This window comes from Coprococcus sp. RTP21428st1_C9_RTP21428_210409 (genome assembly GCF_040227395.1).
Lineage (GTDB): Bacteria > Bacillota > Clostridia > Lachnospirales > Lachnospiraceae > Coprococcus > Coprococcus aceti.
This window is the reverse complement of the sequence record NZ_JBEHVV010000017.1, coordinates 20,451-46,424: the sequence shown is the minus strand read 5'-3', so window position 1 is coordinate 46,424 and position 25,974 is coordinate 20,451. Positions and strand designations below refer to the sequence as shown.

General features: G+C 44.2%; 22 protein-coding genes, 6 tRNA genes and 1 rRNA gene. All 29 read left to right on the top strand.

Features of this window, described 5'->3' with window-relative positions:
• Positions 1-126: ribosomal RNA gene (locus ABUA34_RS05270) — 23S ribosomal RNA — on the top strand; the annotation flags it as partial.
• A 146-nt stretch (positions 127-272) separates the two neighbouring features.
• Positions 273-344, top strand: a tRNA-Asn gene (locus tag ABUA34_RS05265).
• 16 nt (positions 345-360) lie between these two features.
• A tRNA-Glu gene (locus tag ABUA34_RS05260) sits at positions 361-432 on the top strand.
• 16 nt (positions 433-448) lie between these two features.
• A tRNA-Thr gene (locus ABUA34_RS05255) sits at positions 449-521 on the top strand.
• 37 nt (positions 522-558) lie between these two features.
• A tRNA-Tyr gene (locus ABUA34_RS05250) sits at positions 559-640 on the top strand.
• Positions 641-654: 14 nt separating this feature from the next.
• Positions 655-728 (top strand) — tRNA-Met (locus tag ABUA34_RS05245).
• A gap of 11 nt (positions 729-739) precedes the next feature.
• Positions 740-812: transfer RNA gene (locus ABUA34_RS05240), tRNA-Phe, on the top strand.
• 115 nt (positions 813-927) lie between these two features.
• Entirely contained in the window at positions 928-1,107 is a 180-nt protein-coding gene (locus tag ABUA34_RS05235) for a DUF951 domain-containing protein (RefSeq protein WP_349822962.1), read from the top strand.
• Positions 1,108-2,091: 984 nt separating this feature from the next.
• Entirely contained in the window at positions 2,092-3,762 is a 1,671-nt protein-coding gene (locus ABUA34_RS05230) for a Na+/H+ antiporter NhaC family protein (protein ID WP_022216147.1), read from the top strand.
• Between the two features lie 283 nt (positions 3,763-4,045).
• On the top strand, positions 4,046-5,035 hold the full coding sequence (locus tag ABUA34_RS05225; protein ID WP_015533980.1) for an AAA family ATPase: 990 nt from the start codon (positions 4,046-4,048) through the stop codon (positions 5,033-5,035).
• Positions 5,036-5,051: 16 nt separating this feature from the next.
• Positions 5,052-5,942, top strand: a complete 891-nt coding sequence (locus ABUA34_RS05220) for a DUF58 domain-containing protein (protein WP_022216145.1) — start codon at positions 5,052-5,054, stop codon at positions 5,940-5,942.
• 45 nt (positions 5,943-5,987) lie between these two features.
• Positions 5,988-6,464 (top strand): hypothetical protein, encoded by a 477-nt coding sequence (locus ABUA34_RS05215; RefSeq protein ID WP_055147058.1) that lies wholly within the window; start codon positions 5,988-5,990, stop codon positions 6,462-6,464.
• The gene (locus ABUA34_RS05210; protein WP_022216143.1) at positions 6,455-7,486 is read left to right on the top strand and encodes a vWA domain-containing protein; all 1,032 of its coding nucleotides are present in this window, start codon (positions 6,455-6,457) and stop codon (positions 7,484-7,486) included. The genes ABUA34_RS05215 and ABUA34_RS05210 overlap by 10 nt, the downstream gene beginning before the upstream one ends.
• 19 nt (positions 7,487-7,505) lie before the next feature.
• On the top strand, positions 7,506-8,453 hold the full coding sequence (locus ABUA34_RS05205) for a vWA domain-containing protein (RefSeq protein WP_349822961.1): 948 nt from the start codon (positions 7,506-7,508) through the stop codon (positions 8,451-8,453).
• Positions 8,450-9,193, top strand: a complete 744-nt coding sequence (locus ABUA34_RS05200) for a tetratricopeptide repeat protein (protein ID WP_055147055.1) — start codon at positions 8,450-8,452, stop codon at positions 9,191-9,193. The genes ABUA34_RS05205 and ABUA34_RS05200 overlap by 4 nt, the downstream gene beginning before the upstream one ends.
• A gap of 124 nt (positions 9,194-9,317) precedes the next feature.
• Positions 9,318-9,749: a hypothetical protein gene (locus tag ABUA34_RS05195; RefSeq protein ID WP_015533974.1), complete on the top strand. Its 432-nt coding sequence runs from the start codon at positions 9,318-9,320 to the stop codon at positions 9,747-9,749.
• Positions 9,750-9,751: 2 nt separating this feature from the next.
• On the top strand, positions 9,752-10,774 hold the full coding sequence (locus ABUA34_RS05190; protein ID WP_055147049.1) for a hypothetical protein: 1,023 nt from the start codon (positions 9,752-9,754) through the stop codon (positions 10,772-10,774).
• A gap of 91 nt (positions 10,775-10,865) precedes the next feature.
• Positions 10,866-11,789 carry a diadenylate cyclase CdaA gene (gene cdaA, locus ABUA34_RS05185; RefSeq protein WP_055147046.1) on the top strand — a complete coding sequence of 308 codons (924 nt, stop codon included), beginning with the start codon at positions 10,866-10,868 and terminating at the stop codon, positions 11,787-11,789.
• On the top strand, positions 11,779-13,038 hold the full coding sequence (locus tag ABUA34_RS05180; protein WP_022216139.1) for a CdaR family protein: 1,260 nt from the start codon (positions 11,779-11,781) through the stop codon (positions 13,036-13,038). Before cdaA ends, ABUA34_RS05180 begins: the two co-directional genes overlap by 11 nt.
• Positions 13,039-13,061: 23 nt before the next feature.
• Positions 13,062-13,784, top strand: coding sequence for an NAD-dependent protein deacylase (locus tag ABUA34_RS05175; protein WP_022216138.1), 723 nt, complete (start codon positions 13,062-13,064; stop codon positions 13,782-13,784).
• A 65-nt stretch (positions 13,785-13,849) separates the two neighbouring features.
• Positions 13,850-15,298 (top strand): glycoside hydrolase family 1 protein, encoded by a 1,449-nt coding sequence (locus ABUA34_RS05170; RefSeq protein WP_349822960.1) that lies wholly within the window; start codon positions 13,850-13,852, stop codon positions 15,296-15,298.
• Positions 15,299-15,505: 207 nt separating this feature from the next.
• Positions 15,506-16,954, top strand: coding sequence for an LPXTG cell wall anchor domain-containing protein (locus tag ABUA34_RS05165; protein ID WP_161171911.1), 1,449 nt, complete (start codon positions 15,506-15,508; stop codon positions 16,952-16,954).
• Between the two features lie 130 nt (positions 16,955-17,084).
• The gene (gene clpB / locus ABUA34_RS05160; protein ID WP_055280480.1) at positions 17,085-19,661 is read left to right on the top strand and encodes an ATP-dependent chaperone ClpB; all 2,577 of its coding nucleotides are present in this window, start codon (positions 17,085-17,087) and stop codon (positions 19,659-19,661) included.
• A gap of 146 nt (positions 19,662-19,807) precedes the next feature.
• Positions 19,808-20,749, top strand: a complete 942-nt coding sequence (locus ABUA34_RS05155) for a hypothetical protein (protein WP_349822959.1) — start codon at positions 19,808-19,810, stop codon at positions 20,747-20,749.
• A gap of 25 nt (positions 20,750-20,774) precedes the next feature.
• Entirely contained in the window at positions 20,775-21,737 is a 963-nt protein-coding gene (locus tag ABUA34_RS05150) for a glycosyltransferase family 2 protein (protein WP_349822958.1), read from the top strand.
• A 46-nt stretch (positions 21,738-21,783) separates the two neighbouring features.
• Complete coding sequence (glyA, locus tag ABUA34_RS05145) at positions 21,784-23,019, top strand: serine hydroxymethyltransferase (RefSeq protein WP_055147028.1); 1,236 nt, start codon at positions 21,784-21,786, stop codon at positions 23,017-23,019.
• Between the two features lie 97 nt (positions 23,020-23,116).
• Positions 23,117-24,091 (top strand): LCP family protein, encoded by a 975-nt coding sequence (locus tag ABUA34_RS05140; RefSeq protein WP_349822957.1) that lies wholly within the window; start codon positions 23,117-23,119, stop codon positions 24,089-24,091.
• Positions 24,092-24,098: 7 nt separating this feature from the next.
• Positions 24,099-25,061: a class B sortase gene (gene srtB / locus ABUA34_RS05135; RefSeq protein WP_349822956.1), complete on the top strand. Its 963-nt coding sequence runs from the start codon at positions 24,099-24,101 to the stop codon at positions 25,059-25,061.
• 104 nt (positions 25,062-25,165) lie between these two features.
• Positions 25,166-25,789, top strand: a complete 624-nt coding sequence (locus ABUA34_RS05130; RefSeq protein ID WP_015533966.1) for a hypothetical protein — start codon at positions 25,166-25,168, stop codon at positions 25,787-25,789.
• Positions 25,790-25,974 lie beyond the last annotated feature (185 nt).

Here is a 25,974-nt window from a genome sequence, read left to right as displayed (position 1 = left end):
CCCTCAAGATAAGATATCCCATCTTCGGAGTAAGACCCCTTGAAGACTACAAGGTTGATAGGCTTTGTGTGTAAGTGTGGTAACGCACTCAGCTGAGAAGTACTAATAGGTCGAGGACTTATCCTTAGAGGTTTCTAAGAGATAAGCTTTAGAAGATACCTCTTTCTGTGTGAAATTCTGAAGGTACAAGTTAAAAAAATATAAAAAACACTTGCATTTTCAAGTCAAATGTGTTAACATTGACAAAGACGCCGTGGTTTACCAGGTGATATTCCTCGATAGCTCAATGGTAGAGCACTCGGCTGTTAACCGAGGGGTTGTAGGTTCGAGCCCTACTCGGGGAGCTGCTTTTGAAAACCTGGCCCCATGGTCAAGCGGTTAAGACATCGCCCTTTCACGGCGGTAACACGGGTTCAAATCCCGTTGGGGTCATTTGACAATTAAATATGCCGATGTGGCTCAATTGGCAGAGCAGCTGATTTGTAATCAGCAGGTTATCGGTTCGAGTCCGATCATCGGCTTTTTGCTTAAAGCAAGAAGTTGCCAAAAGCAATAAATGGGTGGATTCCCGAGTGGCCAAAGGGGACAGACTGTAAATCTGCTGCGTAATGCTTCGATGGTTCGAATCCATCTCCGCCCATTTTATTTTTTTGCCGCGGGGTGGAGCAGTCTGGAAGCTCGTCGGGCTCATAACCCGAAGGTCATAGGTTCAAATCCTGTCCCCGCTATTTTTATGTAAGCCCAGATAGCTCAGTTGGTAGAGCAGAGGACTGAAAATCCTCGTGTCGCTGGTTCGATTCCAGCTTTGGGCACTAGATGAAAAGCTGAAACTTTTATGAGTTTCAGCTTTTATTTGTTTATGCGGGCAAAGCCCTCCAAAACGTACAGTATGTATATTTATAGGATTCCGAAGGAGGAGATATCAGAATGGTATTTGAGGTTGGACAGGTTATAAAGATGAAGAAGGCGCATCCTTGTGGAACGAATTCCTGGGAGATACTCAGAGTAGGAATGGATTTCAGACTCAGATGTACTGGCTGTGCTCATCAGGTCATGGTGCCCAGAAAATTGGTGGAGAAGAACTTCAAGGGATTTATTGAAGAATAAAAAAGAAGCAGGATCATGATTAGGCGATTATGATTCTGCTTCTTTTTTTATATAAAGTTTTTTGTGAGCCGATTGAGTATAACTCATATATTAGCTTTACTCTCTTTAAGGGAGGAGCGCAGCCGTCAAGCGGCTGCGCCAATTAAGGGATTGGGGGGTGTAGTCATTTCTGACTACAAAAAAGGGAGTAAATAACAAAAAATAGTAAATTGTCAAATTTCAGTGTAAGCTGTCAACGCTTTCTGTTGTCTTTCTGTATCTCTTGCTTACAAGTTGATAATATGATAAATGGATCAGGATTGCAATAGCATTTGGCTCATTTAGGTTATAATGCCATATTTGTTGGCGATTTTGACTGTTTTTGACTACTTTTGCATGTATAATCGTAAAAAATCATCTGATGTAACATAACGCAACGATATTGCGCAAGTTGCACACAGACAAGTTGCGCAATACAGAAGAGATATATAATAATAAAAGAGCAGAATCACGATTAGGCGATCATGCTTCTGCTCTTTTTATTTATATAAGATTTTTTGTGAGCTGATATTGAATATATCATAACATTTGGTTACTCACCTTTAAGGGAGGGACGCAGCCGCTTGACGGCTGCGTCAATTAAGGGATTGGGGGGTGTAGTCATTTCTGACTACGAAAAAAGGGAGTAAAAACAAAAAATAGTAAATTGTCAAATTCCAGTGTAAGCTGAAGATGTTTCTGTTGTTTTTGTATCTCTTGCTTACAAGCTGATAATATGACATAAACGTTATTTATGCAATAGCATTTGACTGTTTTCCGTCATATTCACATATTCATAATAAATTTTGACTGTTTTTGACTGAAAAGGAATAAATCAGACATTTGTACTATTCAAATGGTATGTTTATGTGATATAACTTTACTTATATGACGTGATAATACATTATTCCACAGATGAATTATCACAGATAATATGCATACGAAAAAAGATCAGGGAGGATCAAGATGAAGAGCAGCAAGAAAAATCTTATTGCCATCGCCGTGGTAATTCTCATTATTGCGGTTCTCGGAATTCTGTCTATATATGTAGATAAGATTCCATCGCCATCGACATATGCGACATTCTGGGCACTTGTACCATCGGTTGTCGCTATCACGCTGGCACTTATAACGAAGGAGGTTTACAGTTCACTGTTTATAGGAATTGTAATAGGAAGTGTGTTTGCCTCCGGATTCAGTTTTACGGGCAGTATATCGAATGTACTGCAGGATGGACTGATCGCACAGCTTTCAGATTCATATAATGTAGGTATACTGATATTCCTTGTCATTCTTGGAACCATAGTTGCACTTATGAACAAGGCAGGTGGATCCAAGGCATTTGGTGACTGGGCAGCTACCCATATCAAGACCAGACAGGGCGCGCAGCTCTGCACAGTTCTTCTGGGAGTTCTGATATTTATCGATGACTATTTTAACTGCCTCACAGTCGGCAGTGTTATGAAGCCTGTAACTGATAAACACAGGATATCAAGGGCGAAGTTTGCATATGTTATAGATGCAACAGCGGCACCTATATGTATCATAGCCCCTGTATCATCATGGGCTGCAGCCGTCAGTGGATTTGTAAAGGGTGAGGATGGCTTTGGTCTGTTTATAAAAGCCATACCATATAACTATTATTCATTCCTCACACTTGCGATGATGATCGCAATGATCGTTATGAAGGTTGAGTTTGGTTCCATGGAGAAGCATGAGCTCAATGCCCTGAAGGGAGATCTTCTCTCAATGGGAGATGGCAAGAAGACTGTCACAGCAGAGGAGACTGATGTGGTCAACAGCAACGGCAAGGTAGTTGATCTTATAATACCTATCATATGTCTTGTTATCTGCTGCATTATAGGAATGATCTACACAGGTGGATTCTTCAGCGGTGTAAGCTTTGTAGAGGCATTCTCAAACAGTGATGCATCTGTTGGACTTGCAATTGGAAGCTTGTTCGGACTGCTTATTACAATTCTTCTGTATGTGATAAGAGGAGTCCTGGATTTTGGTAAATGTATGGAGGCTATACCAGAGGGCTTTAAGGCAATGGTACCGGCTATACTGATCCTTACATTCGCATGGACGCTCAAGGGAACTACCGATATGATGGGTGCAAAGGATTTTGTACAGACAGCAATGACATCTGCATCGGGAAGTCTGTTTAGTTTCCTTCCTGCGGTTATATTTATAGTTGGATGTCTCATGGCGTTTGCAACAGGAACATCATGGGGAACATTTGGAATACTTATCCCTATTGTGTGTGCAGTATTTGAGGGTAAGAATAATGAGCTTATGATCATAGCGATATCAGCATGTATGGCTGGAGCTGTGTGTGGAGATCACTGCTCACCTATATCAGATACCACTATCATGGCATCAGCAGGAGCGCAGTGTAACCATGTAAATCATGTGGCAACACAGCTTCCATATGCGATAACAGCGGCTATCATGTCATTCGTGTCATATGCTATAGTTGGACCGCTTACATACCATCTGCATGTTAAGTGGTTTATCATGCTTCCGATATTCATAGCAATGATGGTTCTTCTGATATTTGTACTCAGGGTCATCAAGCGCAGGAATCCTGCAAGTTATGTGAATGCGGATACTAGAGTAGCGGATGCGGAGTAGGCAGATCAAATTGTAAATAAAAGGTATATTTAACGAAAAAAATAGTTGACTTATGATGGAACATAAGTTAATATGTGAGAGTAGAGTTTTCATTTATTTGAATCCTCTCTCCCCTCATTATGGTGACCAGGTACCCCCTGGTCACTTTTTTGTTTATATGGACAAAATATAGCATGGGCACTTTATATTTGTTAACTTGAGCAATCACATGTAAAGGTATATTCTATATACCATAGATGCCGGGGAGACAGACATCATAATAAATAAAGGAAAGAGAGTAGTTATGCAGGATAACAGAGAGATAACAAATGAAGAAGTCCAGAAGGCTTCGGAGATAATCAACAATTTGCTGAGTTACTATAACAGTAAGGTTGTGGGACAGCCTTATCTGGGATATTCACTTCTGGTTGCAATGATGACAAACGGTCATGTGCTTCTGGAATCCGTTCCAGGACTTGCCAAGACCACTGCTGCCAGGGTTATGACAGAGGCGGTTAATGGATCATTTTCAAGGATCCAGTGTACACCGGATCTTATACCGAGCGACATAATTGGAACCCAGATGTACAACATGGCGACCAATACATTTGAGGATAAGATAGGTCCGGTTTATTCGAACTTTGTACTACTCGATGAGATAAACAGGTCCAGTGCGAAGACACAGAGTGCCATGCTGGAGGCGATGCAGGAGAGAGAAGTCAGTATAGGAGGAAAGACATATAAGCTGCCGGAGGTGTTCGTGGTAATAGCGACCCAGAATCCGATCGAATCTGAGGGTACGTATGTGCTGTCAGAGGCACAGCTTGACAGATTCCTTCTAAAGGAGACTGTGACATATCCAAGCGCAAGGGATGAGATGGAGATACTCAACAGAGTGGAGGCAGGGGTTTTTTCAGACGTGAAGTCCGTTGCCAGCGTTGACGATGTGGTGTATCTTCAGAAGCTGTGCAAGAGGATTTATATAGATCCGGCGATAAAGAAATATATAGTTGATATAGTTCAGGCAACCAGAATGACGGATAAGATACTTGCACCTGAGCTTGCACAGTATGTTGCCATGGGTGCGAGCACAAGAGCGGCTATTGCGTTCATGGAGGTAGCAAAGGCGATCGCACTTATAAATGGGAGAAGATATTGTGTTCCTGATGATGTGAAAGCACTCAGATATTCAGTCCTGAGACACAGGATCATGCTTACATTTGCCGCTGTTGCGGAAGACGTGAAGATTGAGAAGATTATAGATGCCATAATAGGTTCGGTTAAGACGCCGTAGGGGAAGACAGTTAATTATGAAGATGACATATATATCCAGAATACAGGGAAATATGAAGGGATATAAGACCATATATACTACCAAGGCAACGTCGAGGATAATCGATGGTTCGTACAATTCCATCTATAAGGGCAGGAGTATGAACTTTGATGAGCTCAGGGAGTATGTCGTTGGCGATGATATCAAGGACATGGACTGGAAAGCATCTGCCAGGAGCCAGAAGCTTCTGGTCAGACAGTATATCGCCGAGAAGAAGCATAATATAATGCTGGTGATGGATGCCGGAAAACGTATGCTTGGATATGCCAATGATGTTCAGGAGAAGAGTGACGTTGCACTTATGGCGGCAGGAACCCTGGCATATATGGTGTGTGACAATGGTGATTATGTGAGCGCTACTTATGTTTCAGACAGGGGCGTGGAGCACTATCCGTTTAAGACAGGCTTTGCAAATGTCGAAAATATTCTTGCGGGTTACCACAGGAACGTTACCATGACTAATGACTCGGATACGGGGGATGCGCTGAGCTTCATTGCGAGGAATTTCAGGAGGAGAATGATCATACTTGTGGTGACGGACACCAGAGGTATCCTGAATATGTCGGAGGCAACTGTAAAGCAGTTAAAGGTACTGCATGATATACTGCTTATAAATGTTGAGGATGCCGGGATGAACGGTAAGAATGTATATGACATATCCGGTGACACATATATTCCTGAATTTTTTACCAGGGACATGAAGCTGGCAAAGAAGGAAGAGAGGAAAAGGCAGGAGCTTTCAAGTGCCTGTGACGACAAGCTTAAGAAACTTGGTATTTCGTACCTGACGGTCAGGTCTTCTGACAGCATGGATGAAAAGATAGTAGAGCTGCTCAACAAGCACAAGACTGAGAGCTCTGGAAAGTAGTTAAATGGGCTGATGCCCGGAGATAAGAGGAAGAAGATATAAGATATGGAAAGTTCAGTGAATTTGCAGGAGCCGCTTTCGTATGTGGTATGGCCGATCGTGCTGACCGGAGCGATAACAGCCGCAGTGCTGTTGTTCTTTGGTGTCTGCTGGTATCTGGGAAGACGTAGAAAAATGGCGGCGGAGCTGCCGAAGGTGGTGAAGCCTGCGCCTATGGATATGGGTAGAGTGAAGGCCAGATATCTGTCAGAACTGGCGGATATTGCGGGACAGTATGATCAGGGAAAACTTGATGTAAGAGGTGCATATCAGCGTATGAGCCGTTGTATCAGGGGATTTGTTCATGCTGCAACCGGCATAAGGGTTCAGAATTATACTCTGTATGATATAGAAAGATTAAACATGCCGGAGCTGTACTACCTTGTGGCTGAGTATTATGCGCCGGAATTTGCAAGAAAGTCCGATGGTGATGTGAGGGCTTCCCTTGAGAAGACAAGGAGTTTGATTGAGAGATGGCAATAAAATATCATATTGTTCTATATGCAGGCCTGGCTATTGCGCTGTTTATGCTGGTATTTGTGTTTGTGAAATACAAAAAGACAAAGAAATATGCCGGAGGAAAAAAGATCGCAGGGCTCATATGCCAGGAAGATGAGGCATATTTCAGGAAAAGAAAAATATTATATAAGACCGGGCTTACAGCCACGCTCATATGCTGCGTACTGGTTGTCGTATCGGCATTCCTGCTCATGGCAAAACCATACACGAGCAGGCGTATGCAGGATGAAAAGTATTGCAGGGACATCATTCTGTGTATCGACATATCAACATCCGTGGATTATCTCAACGAGAATCTGCTGGACAAGCTGAAGAAAACAGTTGATGAGCTTCAGGGCGAACGTTTTGGAATCGTGATATTTAACACAAGTCCGGTGCTGCTTACTCCGCTCACGGATGATTATGAGTATGTGAAGGATCAGCTTGATCTGATCGCACAGTGTCTGAAGAGCAGAAATGAAGTGAATCTGGACGATGCATTTTCATCGGGGTACGACTGGATATATTATCAGGCATATATATCATCTGGAACTCTGATTGGAAATGAGCAGAGGGGAAGCTCACTTATAGGGGACGGCCTTGCTGCTGCGGCAATCGATTTTTCGGATGCTGACAAGGAGAGGACAAAGGTGGTAATATTCTCCACTGACAATGATATACAGGGAACACCGGTGGCAACTCTGGATGAGGCGGCCGATATATGTGTTTCAAACAATGTCACGGTGTATGGAGTTGGAACAAAGGAGATGACACCGGAAAACAAGGAGTCCATGAAGAATGCGGTGGAGAAGACCGGTGGTAAATTCTATCTTGAGGAGGAATCCGGATCATTTGGAGAGATAGTATCATCGATAGAAAAGCTGAGTAAGAATCTGGTCAAGGTGAGGATGGTGGATGTTGAGACACCTGAGCTGTTATATCCATTTGTATTGATGCTGGTTCTGTTTGCAGGAATGCTAGGACTTGGCCGCTGGCTCAAATTATAAGACGTTACAGGAGAGAATTATGAGAATAGATCCAATTATACCAATCTGGCTTATGCTCATATTGTGCGTTGGCATGGCGTTCCTGAAAAGGCGGAAGAGAAGCGCATATATAAGGCAGATAGCTGCCATCATACTGATATTTCTCATCAATCTGAGGATCATGGTCCCAAGCAGCAATGTGGAGACAAGTGTCCGGAAGCTTGACACATATGTGCTGTTCGTTGTGGATGACACCATAAGCATGCTGGCTCAGGATTATGCTGGGGATACAGAGAGGCTGACGGCGGTGAAGAAAGACTGCGAGCACATAGTTGATGAGATGGACGGTGCTAAATTTGCAGTCATAACTTTCAATAATAGTGCAAATCTGATATCGCCATATTCGGATGATTCAAATTTTGCAAAAAGTGTTCTGGATTCAATATATCCGCTGGATTCGCTATATGCCAGGGGGTCGTCCATGAATGTCTGCATAGATGTGATGACGGATACCCTTAAGCGTGCAAAGGAGAAAAATGATGGAAATGTGGTCGTGTTCTTTATAAGCGATGGTGAAATAACCAACGACGACAGACTCAAGTCATTTGACGGGGCGAAAAAATATATTGATGGAGGCGCAGTGTTGGGGTACGGCACAAAGGAAGGCGGCAACATGTATGTGAAATCATATTACGATGACCGGAAGGAGCTGCTTGAGGACACATCGGACTACCCGTATAAACCAGCGGTGTCGAAGATCGATGAGGATAATCTGAAAAAGATTGCCGATGATCTGGGCGTCGACTATATAAATATGAACGATGGTTCTGCGCTGGATAAGGTTGTGGAGAAGTCACTGGGAACCGCTGAGTCAACGGATAAGGGTAAGACCATAGGATATGTGGATATATATTATCTGTTTGCAGCATTATTTGCAGGACTTGTTGTATATGAATTTTTTGATATGAGAAAGAAAGTCATAAAATGAAAAACAGATCAGGAATAATAAAGATCGTTGCTGCAGTGACCGGAGCTGTCAGCCTGCTGTGTATGGCGGTGCTTCTGGTGAATTATCTGTGCAATGAGCATTTTATAAGTGAATACAAAAAGGGACAATATGTGGACAGCACAGTGAACGCCGTGCTTGGCTTTACTCAGCCACATATATACCATTATAATCTTGGTGATGTATATTACAGTCAGGGAGATTACGAGGGCGCCGAGCAGGAGTTTCGTAAGGCACTTGAAAAGAAGCCGGGTGGTGAGTCCGACTGTAAGACAAGGGTCAACCTCGCGCTGTCCATAGTGAAGCAGATAGATCCTGATGGTGTTACCAAAGAGAATCTGGATGAGGTGATAGACATACTTGAGGGGGCAAAGGACATTCTCATAGAGAATGACTGCGCCCACAGGGATGATGAGGATGGACATTACGAGGATGCACAGACTCTGAAGGATGAGATAGATGCCTTTGAGGAGCAGCTCAGGAAGCAGACGGAGGAACAGGATCAGAAAGGTGATCAGGATCCAAATGACCAGAAGAGTCAGGGCTGTGACGATGAAAACGAAGAGGATACACAGGAGCCTCAGTCTTCTGATAAAGAATCGGAGATACGAAAGCAGCTCGATGCCATCCAGGGAGACAGTCTTGAGCAACGAAATCAGGAGATGGATGCATACGAGACATACAAAAATGAACATGATTACTACGGCGGACGCACTTGGTGATCATACATTAATAGACATTAAATTCTAAATATAAAACTTGCGCAATATTAAGACGCGGGGTATAATACTGCTAGTTATGGTCATTTGTGGAAAAGTGACCAGAATAAGGAGATAGAATCGAGCAATGGTAAATGAAGAAAAGGTCATTCTAATGACGAAGATCGCCATGTACAAGGAGTCGCTTGGACGTGAGGATCTCGAAAAGGGTAAATATTTTCAAAGTGACTATGTGAAGCTTAACTGTCTTAAGACAATTGTTTCATCTACGGTGCTGTTTGTAGTTTTTGCCGCAGCTTACATATACTATAATCTTGCAGATATAGTTGAGAAGCTCACAGAGCTTGACTATGTGAAGGTGGCGAGCAGCATTGTGGGCGGCTATGCAGTGGTGTGTATTGCATTTGCGCTTTTCGCGTGGGTCTTATATACATACAGATATATGAAGGCAAAGCCAAAACTCATAAAGTATAACCAGAATCTTAAGAAACTGATAGAATTTTATGAGAACGAGGACGGAACACGCCGTTCTGTCAAAAAAAAGAGGAGGGCTAACTGATAATGTCAACACTTCTGGATTTCCGCGATGGAGTAAAGAATTTTTGTAGTAAGTATGATAAATTTGTTTCACCACTGTGTAAGTTTATACTGGCACTTGTTGTGTTCTGGTCAATAAACCATCTCACAGGATATAACAGCACGATAAGCAGTATCGTAGTGGTCCTGGCAGCAGCTTTTGTGTGTGCGTTCCTTTCAGGCCAGCTCACACTTGCCATTGCAGGACTGTACGCATGTGCCCAGGTTGCCAGCGCAAGTCTGGAGCTTGGAATCTCATTTGTTGTCATATTTGTGATAATGTATTGTGTATATATAAGATTTTTCCCTAAGGCATCATGGATCATTCTGTTTATGCCATTCTTTTACATTATAAAGTTCCAGTATTTCATGCCAATCCTGGCTGGAATGACAGCTGGATTCACAGGAATGGTTCCTGCAGCATTTGGCTGTATATTCTACTTCTTCCTGAAGCATACTGCTGATTACGTTGCTTTAAGCTCAAGTTCAGCAGAGGGTGATCTGATAGAGGGATACAAGTATATTTTCCAGCATCTGGTGCAGGATAAGACACTTCTGCTCACCATAATAGTGTTTGCAGTTGTTATAGTTCTTACATACATAATATATAGAATGTCATTTGCATATTCATGGTACGTTGCCATCATCACAGGCGGTGTGGTAGAGATCATACTGTTCCTGGTTGGAACTTTGTCCATGGAAGTTGAGGTATCCCTTGCGGGGGCTCTGCTTGGATGCATACTGGCGATACTGGTGACCATAGTGGTTCAGTTCTTCAAGATAGTTGTGGACTACTCAAGTGTTGAGAATACACAGTTTGAGGACGATGACTACTACTACTATGTAAAGGCTGTGCCAAAGGTCATGGGTGGTGCCCAGAGAAAGGCAGCCAGAAGAGAGCAGCCATCGCCAAGACCACAGCAGAAGAGGACGACTTCGTCCGGATCAGGCGCACAGAGAAGCCGGTCAGCGGCAAAGGAAGATTCTGTTACAGGATCAACAAGATAGATACATTGAAAAGAGCTTACATGTGAGTGACCTGACTTTTGTCAGGTCACATTAATTATACGGAGTATTTATATACCGAAAGGAGGATGAAATGGATAAGATATCAACGTTTATATCAACGTATTTTGATTGGTTTTATATAACAGTTCCAGGCACAGTAGATATAATAGAGATACTTATTTTGTCATTCTTTATATACAGGATCATGTTGTGGTTCAAGCAGAGCAGAGCATGGACTCTTCTGAAGGGTATAGTTATGATCGTGCTCTTCACTGCCATTGCGGCGGTGTTCCAGTTCAATACGATCTTATATCTGCTTAAGAATGCATTCAGTGTGGGAATAATAGCGGTGGTGATCCTGTTCCAGCCGGAGTTCAGACGAGGACTTGAACAGCTTGGAAGAAAGAAGCTGATCAATTACATTATACGAGATGGCGAGGATGATGGTGTTATATCGGAGAAAACGATATATGAGCTTGTGAAGACGGCCCAGGTCCTGTCTGCAAACCGTACCGGTGCACTCATAGTCATTGAGAATGAAGTTGCACTGGGCGAGTATATTGATACGGGAATACCGATCGATGCGGTCGTGACTAACCAGTTACTTCTCAATATATTTGAGCACAACACACCGCTTCATGATGGTGCGGTGATCATAAGAAAGAACAGGGTAGTTTCTGCCACATGTTATCTGCCACTGTCTGCAAATGACTCCATCAACAAGGAGCTTGGAACACGACACAGAGCCGGTATAGGTATCAGTGAGGTGTCAGACAGTATGACTCTTATCGTATCTGAGGAGACAGGTTCAATATCCATTGCACAGGGAGGCGAGCTCTTCAGGAATCTGGACAGCGAGGGCGTGAGAAGGCATCTTCAGACGCTGTGCAAGGAGTATAATGGAAGAAAGAGCCACAGGTCTTCAGGTGCCCGTCCGGTTAAGCGGAGAAAGAGAGTCGTTGTGGAGAATAAGAATAAAGCTTCCAGAAAGGAGGCTGATGAGAATGAAAAATAACAGCGCAGAGCCTAAGAAAAAGGCAAATAAGATATACAGCAATATAGGTCTTAAGCTTCTGTCGGTTGTGCTTGGATTTCTGGTGTGGCTTCTTGTACTGAACATCGATGATTCAGCCGTGACAAGGACCATAAGGGACATTCCGGTCAATCTGGTAAATACTGACGCCATAACAAGTCAGAATCAGTTGTACACGATAACTTCAGGTGATACCGTGGATATAGTCGTCAAAGGACGTAAATCACTTATAAGCGATCTTGATGCGTCGGATTTCAAGGCTGTAGCGGATATGTCAAAGATATCCATAACAAATGCGGTGCCTATCACTGTAACTGCGAACAGCACCAACATAGCTAAAAAGGTCAGCATAACTGTTGTGGACAACGTGCTGTCAGTTGAACTTGAGGACGAGAAGTCAGTGTCAGTTCCTGTGTCCGTGGTGACAACAGGCGAGGTTGCTTCCGGATATACGGTTGGTAACAGTGTGGCAGCTCCAAACCTCATAACGATAAAGGGTGCTGCAAGTATAGTTTCGAGCATAGATCGTGCAGAGGTGACAGTTGATGTGACCAGTGCAAAGGATGATATAACGACAAACTGTACGCCTGTATTTGTAACCGCTGATGGTGAGAAGATATCAGACAAGTCGATATCCTACGATGAGATATCGATAGCAGTCACAGTTCCGGTATACAAGACTAAGAATATACCTGTTCATGTGGATGTCACAGGAGATCCTGCGGATGGATATCTTGTATCAGATATAACATATGTACCGGAGACCGTTGATATAGGTGGAGACGCATCGATAATAAAGGATATAACAAGCCTTGATATAACGGATGTTGATGTGAGCGGATGTACAGCAGATGTTGAGACGACACTTGATGTATCAAAGTATCTTCCAGAGGGTGTGGTCGTGACAAAGGAGAGCGCATACATCAATGTGAAGATAGCGATCGAGAAATCAGTTACAAGAAATATAACGGTGACCACAGGGGATATCATCCTGAGGGGCAAGCAGAGTGGATACAGCTATGAGATGAGCATGGGTGATAGCAATACGATAACCGTGAGTGGAATCTCAAGTGCGGTGTCCAAGGTATCGGCCAAGAGCCTGAAGCTGTCCATAGATGCTTCCAAGCTCTCATATGGCGATAATACGATCACGCTCAGTGTCCCTGATGGAGATAAGTACACCGTGGTAAATACGTGTACAGTTATGGTAAAGGTTACTGAGACACAGTAGTCATTGTCTGGAGGTGTATGTATATGGATACAGAAAAGTTGAATGAGCTGAGACAGATCATAGAAGATTCGGATAATATCGTTTTCTTTGGCGGTGCAGGAGTATCGACGGAGAGCGGTATACCAGATTTTAGAAGTGTGGATGGACTGTATAATCAGAAGTATAAGTATCCGCCGGAAACTATAATCAGCCACAGCTTTTACAGACGTAACCCGGAGGAATTTTACAGATTCTATAAGGACAAGATGATATTTGCTGATGCAAAGCCGAACAAGGCTCATATAAAGCTGGCGGAGCTTGAGAAACAGGGAAAGCTCAAGGCGGTGATAACGCAGAATATCGACGGACTTCACCAGATGGCAGGTAGCAGGAATGTCATAGAGCTCCATGGTTCTGTTCATAGAAATTACTGTGAGAAATGCCATGCTTTCTATGACCTGGATTATATAGTCAATTCGGATGGTGTGCCTAAGTGTGAAAAGTGCGGAGGCACTGTAAAACCGGATGTGGTGCTGTATGAGGAGGCACTTGATGAGGACAATATGTCGAGGGCACTCCAGTATATATCCGAGGCGGATACGATGATAATCGGTGGTACATCGCTTGTTGTGTATCCGGCAGCAGGACTTATCAGATATTTCAGGGGGCGGAAACTGGTGGTTATAAATATGTCCCCGACACAGTCGGACAGCAATGCAGATCTTCTGATAGCGGATAAGATAGGAGATGTGCTGGGCAGTCTGTAGCATATGACGACAAAGGCATGTTGAAGGCATGCTATACAGATTCTATATAGTATGGAGGACGGTTTATGTATTTTGACAGATCAAATGGCTTCCCGAAAGATTTCCTGTGGGGCAGTGCGTCTGCTGCATATCAGATAGAGGGAGCGTGGAATGAGGATGGCAAAGGCCCATCCAACTGGGATCAGTTCGTAAGGATCCCGGGAAAAACATTTAAGGCTACGACAGGTGATAAGGCGGTTGACCATTACCACAGATACAAGGAAGATGTGGCACTTATGGCGGAGATGGGACTTAAGACTTACAGGTTCTCAATATCCTGGCCAAGGATCATACCTGATGGCAATGGCGAGATAAATGAAAAGGGCTTACAGTTCTATGATGACCTGATCAATGAACTGGTTAAGTATGGAATTGTTCCTATGGTAACAGTGTACCACTGGGATATGCCACAGGCACTTGAGGAGCAGTATCACGGATGGGAGAGCAGACGAATAGTCGATGATTTCGTCAGATACGCAAAGGTTCTGTTTGAGAGATACAGTGACAGGGTAAAGCACTGGATAATCATGAATGAGCAGAATGTATTTACAGGTCTTGGCTGGAATGCAGGAATGCACCCACCAGGAAAGGTTGATGACCAGAAGATGTTCTATCAGGTAAACCATCATGCATTTATGGCACACGCCAAGAGCGTTATTGCACTCAAGGAGATCTGCCCGGATGCTAAGGTCGGTTCATCCTTCGCATACACACCGTCATACGCATTTGACAGAAAGCCTGAAAATGCGATGGCGAAGATGGATTATGATGATCTGAACAACTTCTACTGGATGGATATGTATGCCTATGGTCGTTATCCAAGGGCTGCCGCTGCTTACCTCAAGAGCAAGAATCTAACTCCGGTTATGGAGGACGGTGACGAGGATATCCTCAGGAAGGCTGCAGGTCTCATAGATTTCATGGGTGTAAACTATTATCAGTCATGCGTTGTCGAGCACAACCCGATAAACGGAGTGGGAACGACTCACGAGATGAACACGACCGGCAAGAAGGGCACGGCAAAGGTTCAGGGTGTTCCGGGACTTTACAAGAATCCTGCAAATGAATTCCTCCCTACAACGGACTGGGATTGGACTATCGATCCGATGGGACTTCGTATGTGCTGCAGACAGATCACTTCAAGATACGACCTTCCGATCGTAATATCTGAGAATGGTCTCGGTGCATTTGACAAGTTCGAGAATGGGGAGATCCATGATCCGTACAGGATAGATTACCTGAAACATCACATAGAGGAGCTCAAGAAAGCGTGTGATGATGGCTGCCGTGTCCTGGCATACTGCACATGGTCTTACACAGATCTTCTCAGCTGGCTCAACGGATATCAGAAGAGATACGGATTTGTGTATGTGGACAGAGAAGAGGACGAGAACAGTGGAACTCTGAACAGATACAAGAAGGATTCTTATTATTGGTACAAACATGTTATAGAGACCAATGGTGAGGAGCTGTGATAATAGAATAATATCAGAACAGGGAGAACCGGCACATAAGTGCTGGTTCTTTTTCGTACTAAAGTTATGCATTTAGTCATTTAATTTTTAAAACTAGCCGTTTGGCTAGTTTACTAAAAGCCCCAGTGTATTATAATTATTTGTTATGTTGATGGCAATATCTGGCAGTAACTGCCAGGGATTAAAGACAGGAGGAAAGGGATAATTATGAAATCAAAGAAATTGGTAACTGGGTTGATTATGGCATGTATATTTGCTGTAGTGATTATTGCGGGAAAGAACTCTGTGAAGGTGCAGGCCGCGGATGGGGATGTGGCAATTGTGACGGATGGCAATGGCGATGAGATCGGATCATATGCTACACTGGCTGATGCATTTGCAGCCGCACAGAATGGCTATACAATATGTATAATTAGTGATATATATGATCCTTCGGCTTCTATAGGATACAATGATAGTGAACATAATAAACATATCATTATAGATCTCAACGGTAAAAGTGTCACTTTGCAGATGATGAATTTTGATTATTCGTTATACGTGAAAAACGGAACATTAAATTGCGGTATCACAAATGGAAGTGTTGGATTTACTAATGCTATGCTGACTTTGTCAAATGTAAAATTCATTACGGATGATATCAACTGGATGACAAATGATGGAATCTGTCTGAATAATGGCTCAAATGTGACACTCAACGGTTCACAGTGTTGGTTTGAAAAACTTGAGATGGATACAGACTGTGTATTCACGGTACAGAACAGTAACGGACTTAGCAACTTTGGGAATATTGCAGATGGATTTGACGGCGTGAAAGAGTTTGTACCAGAGGGACTTTCTGTAGAAGGAACGACAATCATTGATGATGAGACAGGAGCCAAGGCTAAGGATTTTATTCTCCGTTACCGCAGCTTGTCGGATGATGCAGATGTCGCTGTCAGCATTGATCCAAAAACATATGTGTACGATGGAAAAGAAAAGAAACCTGCGGTTACGGTTTCTTATGGCGGAAAGACTCTGACAGAGGGAAAAAGTTACTCATGTGTATATGCGGATAATATTGATGCGGGAACAGCTACAGTTACTATCAAGGGTGAGAATACCATGCATGGACAGATCGTGGAAGAGTTCACAATAGATAAGGCAAAGCAGAAGGCACCTACAGGTTTGGTCGCAACGGCAGAAACTGTGGATGGGAAAAATGATGGTCAGATATCTAATCTGAAGACGTCAATGGAATATAGTGTCGACAAGAAAAAATGGTTGGATTGTGAAAGCACGGTACTTAAGAAACTTGCAGATGGAAATTATTATGTGAGATATAAGGAGACCAAAAATTATTATGCATCTCCTGCTGCAAAGGTAGTGGTAAAGAAGGGGAATGTACCAGCAACAAATGAACCGACTACAAATGAACCTTCAACTGAAAAACCAACGTCAAGTGAGCAGACGACAGAGAAGGTAACAACAGAGAGACAGACAACCGATGAGAAAACTAACGTGACCTCAACAGAGAATACAACTGTAGCAGACTCAAAAAAGGGGTCAGGTGTACCAAATACCGGAGATGACGGAAATGTGGCATTGATGCTCATAGTCATGATGGCATGTTTATTAGGGGCTGCCGGGGTGGTAGTTTACCATAGAGAGAAATAATTTAAAATAATAAAAAAATGTTAGCACTCAGTATTGACGAGTGCTAACAAGTGTGTTATATTATCATCAGACAGGGAAGTGATATTAAGGTATCAGTTCCCTGAAAGTTTAGTTTAGGAGGTAAACAGCTATGGAGATGGATAAATACACACGTAAATCGTTGGAAGTTGTAGAGAAAGCAAAAGAAAAAGCTCTGGAGTACGACAATCAGGAACTTACGCAGATGCACCTTTTGGCTGGCTTGCTTGAGATAGATGACAGTTTGATAGCCAAGATATTTGAGAAGATGGGCGTGAATGTTACTGGTGCCGTGAATGCGGTGGAGGATAAGCTGGCAAGGTTGCCGAAGGTCAGCGGTGGCAATATGTATGCCGGAAATAACTTCTCAAAGGCTCTCATCCAGGCAGAGAAGGAAGCGAAGCAGATGGGCGACACATATGTGTCTGTTGAGCATTTGTTCCTCGGCATGGTGGATAAGGCTGATTCGGATATCAAGGAGCTTCTTAAAGGCTGGGGAGTTAGCAGGAATGCATTCCTCAAGGAGCTGGCAGAAATCAGAGGTAACCACAAGGTGGACAGCGATGATCCGGAGAGCTCATATGAGGCTATGGAGAAGTTCGGATATGATCTGGTCGAGAGGGCAAGACAGCAGAAACTTGACCCGGTAATAGGACGTGACGCTGAGATACGAAATGTGATCAGGATCCTGTCAAGGAAGACAAAGAACAATCCGGTGCTTATCGGTGAGCCTGGCGTAGGTAAGACTGCGGTTGTAGAGGGACTTGCACAGAGGATACTCAGAGGTGATGTGCCAGAGGGACTTAAGAACAAAAAGATATTTGCACTTGATATGGGAGCTCTTGTGGCCGGTGCCAAGTACAGAGGTGAATTTGAAGAGAGACTTAAGAATGTCCTTGATGAGGTTAAGAAGTCTGAGGGTGAAGTGATTATGTTCATCGATGAGCTTCACACTATCGTCGGAGCAGGCAAGACTGATGGTGCAATGGATGCGGGAAACATGCTTAAGCCTATGCTCGCCAGAGGTGAGCTGCACTGTATAGGTGCCACAACACTGAACGAGTACAGACAGTATATAGAGAAGGATGCGGCTCTTGAGAGACGTTTCCAGCCGGTTATGGTGGATGAGCCAACCGTTGAAGATACAATATCTATCCTTCGAGGAATCAAGGAGAGGTACGAGGTGTTCCATGGAGTTAAGATATCAGATGGTGCCCTTGTAAGCGCAGCGGTTCTTTCCAACAGATATATAACAGACAGATTCCTGCCGGATAAGGCAATAGATCTTGTTGACGAGGCGTGTGCCATGATCAAGACAGAGCTTGATTCAATGCCTGTTGAAGTGGATGAGATCACACGTAAGATAATGCAGCTGGAGATTGAGGAGACAGCCCTTAAGAAGGAGGAGGATAATCTGTCAAAGCAGAGACTGGCAGACCTTCAGGCTGAACTGGCAGAACTCAAGGATCAGGCAAATTCCCTGAAAGCAAAGTGGGAGAATGAAAAGGCTGCAGTTGAGAAGATAAGAACACTCAAGGAAGAGATGGAGCAGGTCAAGGCCGATATACAGGCTGCTCAGAGAAACTATGACCTGAACAAGGCAGCAGAGCTTCAGTATGGTAAGCTTCCTGCTATCCAGAAGGAACTTGCAGAGGCTGAGTCTACAGCTTCAGATAAGGAGAGGGAGCTCGTACATGAGGTGGTTTCAGAGGACGAGATATCCAAGATCGTATCCAAGTGGACGGGAATACCTGTTGCAAAACTTACGGAGAGTGAAAAGAGTAAAACTCTTAATCTTGCCAGTGAACTTAAGAAGAGAGTTGTAGGTCAGGATGAAGCCGTTGACTATGTCAGCGATGCGATCATCAGATCAAAAGCAGGAATAAAGGATCCTAGCAAGCCAATCGGTTCATTTATATTCCTTGGACCAACCGGTGTAGGTAAGACAGAGCTTGCAAAGAGTCTTGCTGCGGCGCTGTTTGACAATGAGCAGAACATGGTCCGTATCGATATGAGTGAATATATGGAGAAGCACAGCGTGTCAAGGCTTATAGGAGCGCCTCCGGGATATGTAGGTTATGATGAAGGCGGTCAGCTGACAGAGGCTGTTCGTAGAAAGCCATATTCGGTTGTCCTCTTTGATGAGATAGAGAAGGCACATCCGGATGTGTTCAATGTGCTCCTTCAGGTACTTGATGACGGACGTATCACGGATTCACAGGGCAGAACGGTGGACTTCAAGAATACGATCATCATCATGACATCCAATATCGGCGGTGCGGATATCGCAGCTGCCGGCGGAGAGATCACAGATGAACTAAAGAATGACGTAATGGCTCAGCTAAAGAGCAGATTCAGACCTGAGTTCCTGAACCGTATTGATGAGATCATTACATTCAGGGCACTGTCCAAGGACAACATCAGTGGTATAGTTGATCTTCTCATGGCAGATCTCAACAGCAGACTGGCAGACAGAGAGATCGCGATCAAGCTTACGGAGAGTGCAAAGCAGCACATCATCGATCAGGGATATGATCAGGTGTATGGCGCAAGACCGCTCAAGAGATATCTGCAGAAGAATGTGGAGACACTGGTTGCAAAGATGATACTTGCGGGCAGCGTAAGCACACAGTCAGCCATAGTCATCGATTATGATGGAACGGCTCTTGTGGCAGAAAATGAGAGATAAAATAATACAGGTCATACAGAGAAGGGCACAGGGGTAATACTCCTGCGCCCTTCTCTGTATTCACAAAGAATGAAATTAATGGTATAATTGGCGCTGGTGAAAAATGTTCGGTATACTATTTGAAATTTACATGAGGAGGGCAGGGAGTGAGTACAGAGAATGTCAGCTTAAAAAAGATAGATCTTGGCGATTATGTTTTTCTGGCAAGACCATGCGTGACTGTTTCGGAGGAAGCTGTGAAGCATTTGGCAGAAAGGGCCGTGCAGGAGAAACTGGAATTTATCGGAGTGTTTGATGACAGAATGGATGACAGTGTCCAGCGGGAAGTGGTTATGAGCCTGGCATCGTCTCCTGAGATATCGATTGCGATACGGCATGTGTGTGCGGGGCTTTACAGCAGAAGCTTTCTGGACACATACTGCGACGGAGTGGAGGCACATCAGCAGGGCCTGTTTCCTGATCTGTATATATTGTGGATGGCATTTGTACATGCTGATAGGGCGATGTTTGCAGCCTGTGACATGTGTGACAGAGTTGAGATAGACACAGTGTGGATAGATGATGTGGATGCGGCGTACACGGTCAATATAACCTACGACCGCATAAAGGATCATCTCATGCAGGACTGGTCTGTGTGGGAGAAGTGGAAGGGATATTACACTCTTCAGAGATGGAGATGTTACTACGAGATGCTTCACTGGATGACAGAGGATGCGGGCTGGCAGTTTGCTGAGCGTATGGCTGTTGATTTCCACAGGAGCATGGAACTTGATGAGCTTGACCAGGAGCTGTTCAGCCAGGAGGAGAAGACAGGGCTTTATGTTCTTGCTAAGGATCCGGGATTTCTCAAGAGATATTATCTCGGCAAGGTAGTCTACAGCAAAAAGATATTTGACCTTAACAATGAACTGGGGCGACGCGCTGAAGAGCTGGATGCGAGTCACAGAGAAAATGATGAACTCAGAAGAGAGATGGAAGCTCAGCGGATCAACTATGAGACATCAACCACTTTCCGTGTGGGCAAGGCTGTGATGTTTGTTCCGGTGACACTGAAGAAGGCTGTAAAGAAGCTTTTGCATAGAAACTAACAGATGAGATGGAGGGGGTGTATCAGTGATTGATGTATCGATTGTGTTGACAGTATACAATGCGGAGAGTTACATAGAGGGATGTCTGGACATGATAACCGGACAGACCCTTAGAAATATACAGATAATATGCGTTGACGATGGATCCACCGATAATTCGGCGCAGATCATAGAACAGTATGCGCAGAAGGATGACAGGATCGTACTTATAAGAGAGAAGAATGCCGGAGCGGGTGCGGCAAGAAACCGTGGAATGCAGGAGGCAACAGGAAAATATATACTGTTTCTCGACTGCGACGATTTCTACGAGCCTGAGATGGTAGAGAAGGCTTTCCGCAGAGCCGAGGAGGAGCAGGCGGAGATAGTCATCTACAAATCAGACCAGTACAACATGGATACTGAGGAGTATGTATATGAGAAGTGGGCCATGATAGAGTGGGCACTTCCACCGTATGAGCCGTTTAACCGCAGACAGATATCCACAAATATATTCAGAGCATTTGTGGGATGGGCGTGGGATAAGCTGTATCTCAGGGAATTTGTGATGAAGAATGATCTGAAATTTCAGGAGCAGAGAACCACAAATGATGCGCTGTTCGTGTTCAGCGCGCTGGTGCTGGCTGAGCGCATATGTACAGTAAGTGAGATACTCATCCACAGAAGAGTGGATACCCGGGATTCGCTGTCCAAGACCAGAGAGAAGTCGTGGGATAACTTCTATCACATGCTGCTGGCACTCAGACAGATGCTGAAGGATCACGGTCTGTACACAGAGATAGAGAAGGACTATATAAATTACGCTCTTCACTTCAGCCTGTGGAACTACAACACGCTGGCGGAGCCGACAAAGACAAAGCTCAGAGAGAAGCTTCTCGGCGAATGGTATGACGAGCTTGGAATATCCGCAAGACCTGAGGAATATTTTTATAATGAGTACGAGTATGGCCAGTACAAGGACATGTTAAATTTTACTGTTGAAAAACAGTGATATATATGAGTATAATAGGAACAAATTTTTGATGGAGGTAAATTCGATGTTCAGTTTTGACGAGATAACAAAGGTAGATCCAGAAGTAGCGGCAGCAATGACAGACGAGTTCAACAGACAGAATAACAATCTGGAGCTCATAGCTTCCGAGAATATAGTATCAAAGGCGGTTATGGCAGCCATGGGCAGCCATCTCACCAACAAGTATGCAGAGGGATATCCTGGTAAGAGATATTACGGTGGATGTCAGTATGTGGATGTTGTTGAGGACCTTGCGAGAGAGAGAGCCAAGGAGCTGTTTGGCTGTGAGTATGTGAATGTACAGCCACACTCAGGAGCACAGGCAAACATGGCAGTATTCTTCGCAATGCTTAATCCTGGCGATACATTTATGGGAATGAATCTTGATCACGGCGGACATCTCACCCACGGTTCACCGGTCAACATGTCTGGAAAGTATTTCCACTGCGTGCCATACGGTGTAAACGATGACGGATTTATAGATTATGACAGAGTTCTCGAGATTGCAAAGGAGTGCAAGCCAAAGCTTATCGTAGCAGGAGCTTCAGCATATGCCAGAGCTATTGATTTCAAGAGATTCAGAGAGATCGCTGATGAGGTTGGAGCATATCTCATGGTAGATATGGCACACATCGCCGGACTTGTGGCAGCAGGACTTCACATGAGCCCGATCCCATATGCCCATGTGACAACAACCACAACGCACAAGACTCTCCGCGGACCTCGTGGTGGTATGATCATGTGCAGCAACGAGATAAATGAGAAGTTTAATTTCAACAAGGCTGTATTCCCTGGAATCCAGGGCGGTCCTCTCATGCATGTGATAGCCGGTAAGGCAGTATGCTTCAAGGAGGCTCTTACACCTGAGTTCAAGGCATATCAGGAGCAGGTTGTCAAGAATGCGGCAGCACTTGCAAAGGCACTCATGGCAAGAGGCTTTGATATTGTATCAGGTGGAACAGACAATCATCTGATGCTCATGGATCTCAAGAGACTTGGACTAACAGGTAAGGAAGTTGAGAAGCTTCTTGACGAGGTTCATATCACAGCAAACAAGAACACTGTTCCGAACGACCCTAAGTCACCATTTGTAACAAGTGGAATAAGACTTGGTACACCAGCCGTTACCACAAGAGGTGCAAATGAGGCTGACATGGAGATCATAGCAGACGCCATAAAGGCAGCAGTCCTTGACAATGATAAGGCAAAGGCTGAGCAGCTTGTAAAGAGTATTGTAGAGAAGTATCCACTGTATGCATAATCGATAAGAAATATTGATGCATTGCAGTACGTCAGGCATATAAGATAAGAACAAGAGCGGCACGGAAGTTTCCGTGCCGCTTTTTGAGAACATGAACATGAAAAGTAACAGTAAAGTTAAGAAAAAATTACTCATAGCAGCCATGGCTGTTCTGGCTATAGTTGTGGCGGTGATCCTGGTATGTGCGGCATATCTTCATGCGGGCAGAAGCTCCCTCAGAGGACAAAGATCCAGGGATGCTGAAATGCTGTATGAAGGTCACAGCTACATGTATGATGAAGACAACATTAATATACTGTGTATCGGTGTGGATGCCAGAGGAGAGGCTGACACCGTGGGACAGGGGGATGCCCTGATACTTGTCACACTCAATGTCAGGGACAAGACGATAAGATGCCTGAATATCAACAGGGATACTCTGGCACCTGTCAAGGTATTTGGTGTTGCGGGCAAATATATCACGACCCAGAATCTTCAGGCAGCACTGGCATTTTCATATGGCAGTGATGTGGCTGACGGTGCGGAACTCACGGAATATACGGTATCAGAACTGCTTGACGGACTTCCGATACATGCATATGTGACGCTTGACTTTGATGGGATCAGCAAGATGAACGAGCTTGTCGGCGGAGTGACGGTGAAAGCCATGGAGGATCTGGACAGAGCAGATATACGCCAGGGCGAGACAGTGACACTGTCAGGGGAGCAGGCGGTATATTATGTGACGGAGCGCAACAGTGCCTCGGAGGATATAGGAACAAATGCCGCCCGTATGGACAGGCAGAAGCAGTACATGTGTGCATGGTGTGGCCTGCTAAAGGAAAAGCTTAAGAGAAATCCCCTGAAGATATGGGATATGTATGAACAGATGTCGGGATATATATCAACAGACATATCCAGAACCGGGATGCTGTATCTGGCGTGGAAATTTGCCGGGGCGGAGTTTACTGATGACGGAATGTATGAGTTCCCGGGTTCATATGAGAGAGAGAATTATTATGATGAATATATTGTTGACGATGCGGCGTTAAAGGAGCAGCTTGTCGAAATGTTCTACAGAGAAGTGGAGTAATGCCTGTATGCAGAACGATGATAGACAGGAAGAATTAGAAAGAAAAATTGCAGAGGCGGTGGCGCTCGCGCAATCCGTTGTCGAGGACAATGAGCGGGAAAGTCACGCAGAAAATGGAAATACCGACAGCCCTGAGACAGAGGCAGTGATGACCGAACCGGGAGGAGAGCGTAAGAAGCTCTTATGGAAGGTAGTCTTGGGGGTATCATCGGTGGTTTTGCTGGTGTGCATCTGCCTGATCGTGAGATATGCGTTTGCACATAACCGGAGCAACCGTGCAAACCGGGCACTCAGGGAGTATGTGGATTATGGAACAGATGGAGCTACGGAGAGCGATGCCTCGTCCAAGCAGGATGCAGGAATTGATGATGTGATATTCCCGCATGTGAAGGTGGACTTTGATGAACTTCAGAAAAAGAATCAGGATATATGTGCGTGGATATACATACCTGGAACAGATGTCGATTATGCGGTACTGCAGGGCAGTGACAACAGCTATTATCTGAGCCATGATGCATATGGGGAGTACAGCCCTGATGGAGCAATCTTCATAGACTCTGCAAATTCCAGAGGATTTTCGGATTTTGATACGGTCATGTATGGACACAACATGTCCAGTGGAACTATGTTCAAGACTCTGCACAATTATGAGGATGAGGAATTCCTCAGAAGCAACAGGAATGTGTATGTATACACACCGAACAGTACGCTGTGTTATACGGTGTTTGCTGCATACAGGACAAATGACAGACATATATTCACATACAATGATTTCTCTGACAAAAAAGGCAGACGGTCGTACATAGATGGAATATTTGACGAGAATTTTGATACTGGGGTTGTGCAAAATGACCAAAAAATAGATGTTGACAGCAGACTGCTGACTCTTTCTACATGTTGTGGAATGGATGGAAAAAGATGGATCGTGCAGTCGGTACTCACAGGGGAAATAGAAGCGGATGCCAGATAAAAAAGGGAGTTTTGCACAATTGACGCTCTCTTTTTATGATGGTATACTTTGGAACAAAGTATGATGTCAGGAGAAGGACATCAGGGAGACAAGGAGTGAAGGTTATGACAACAAGATTGGGGAAGGCAGCTTCATTTAAGAGAAAAGCGGCAGCCTGGCTTGCAGCGGTGGCGATAACATTAGGCTGCGGAACAACAGCATTTGCGAATAACAGCCCGGAGAATGATTATGAGACAGATTCGACACACATTCTCATATCCGAGGCGGATACAACTATAGCGGATATTGACAATCTCATGCTTGGAGATGCACCATCGGAGGTGCTTGGAGATAAATCACTGGATGGATATTCAACTCTTGCAGTGTTCTCAGTTACAGCGGTGAATGATTATGATTATTCTGAGATAGAGACGACAAAGATCAGAGGAGCGGCCATCACCAGTGATATGACAGTTCAGGTGAGATTTCTTCCGGATGACGGAGACTGGACCAAGATCCCATTCAGCGTAGAGAGCGGAGTTCTTCTGGCAGAATTCCCATCGGATGGACAGCTTGCAGTGTTTGTCAAGGATGACATAGATATACCGGATGATGATGATCCTCAGACTGCGGGTGTATCACAGGCAGGAAAGGCACCACAGACAGGAGACAGACTTCCAATATACATATTTACCGGAATCGTAGCGGCGGCACTTGTGGTTGTATCAGTGAGAAAGATAAGAAAATAATATATAGTGTATATAAAAAAGAACTTTTGCATATATATGTGCAAAAGTTCTTTTTTATGTTTAGAAAGTCAAGTGATTATTTCATAAAGCACATTGAATAACATATTGATTTTTGGTAAAATTGTATATAAATGGGGTTTCCAGACACTTATACTGGTTATTCCGCAAATGTACATATCAAGAAA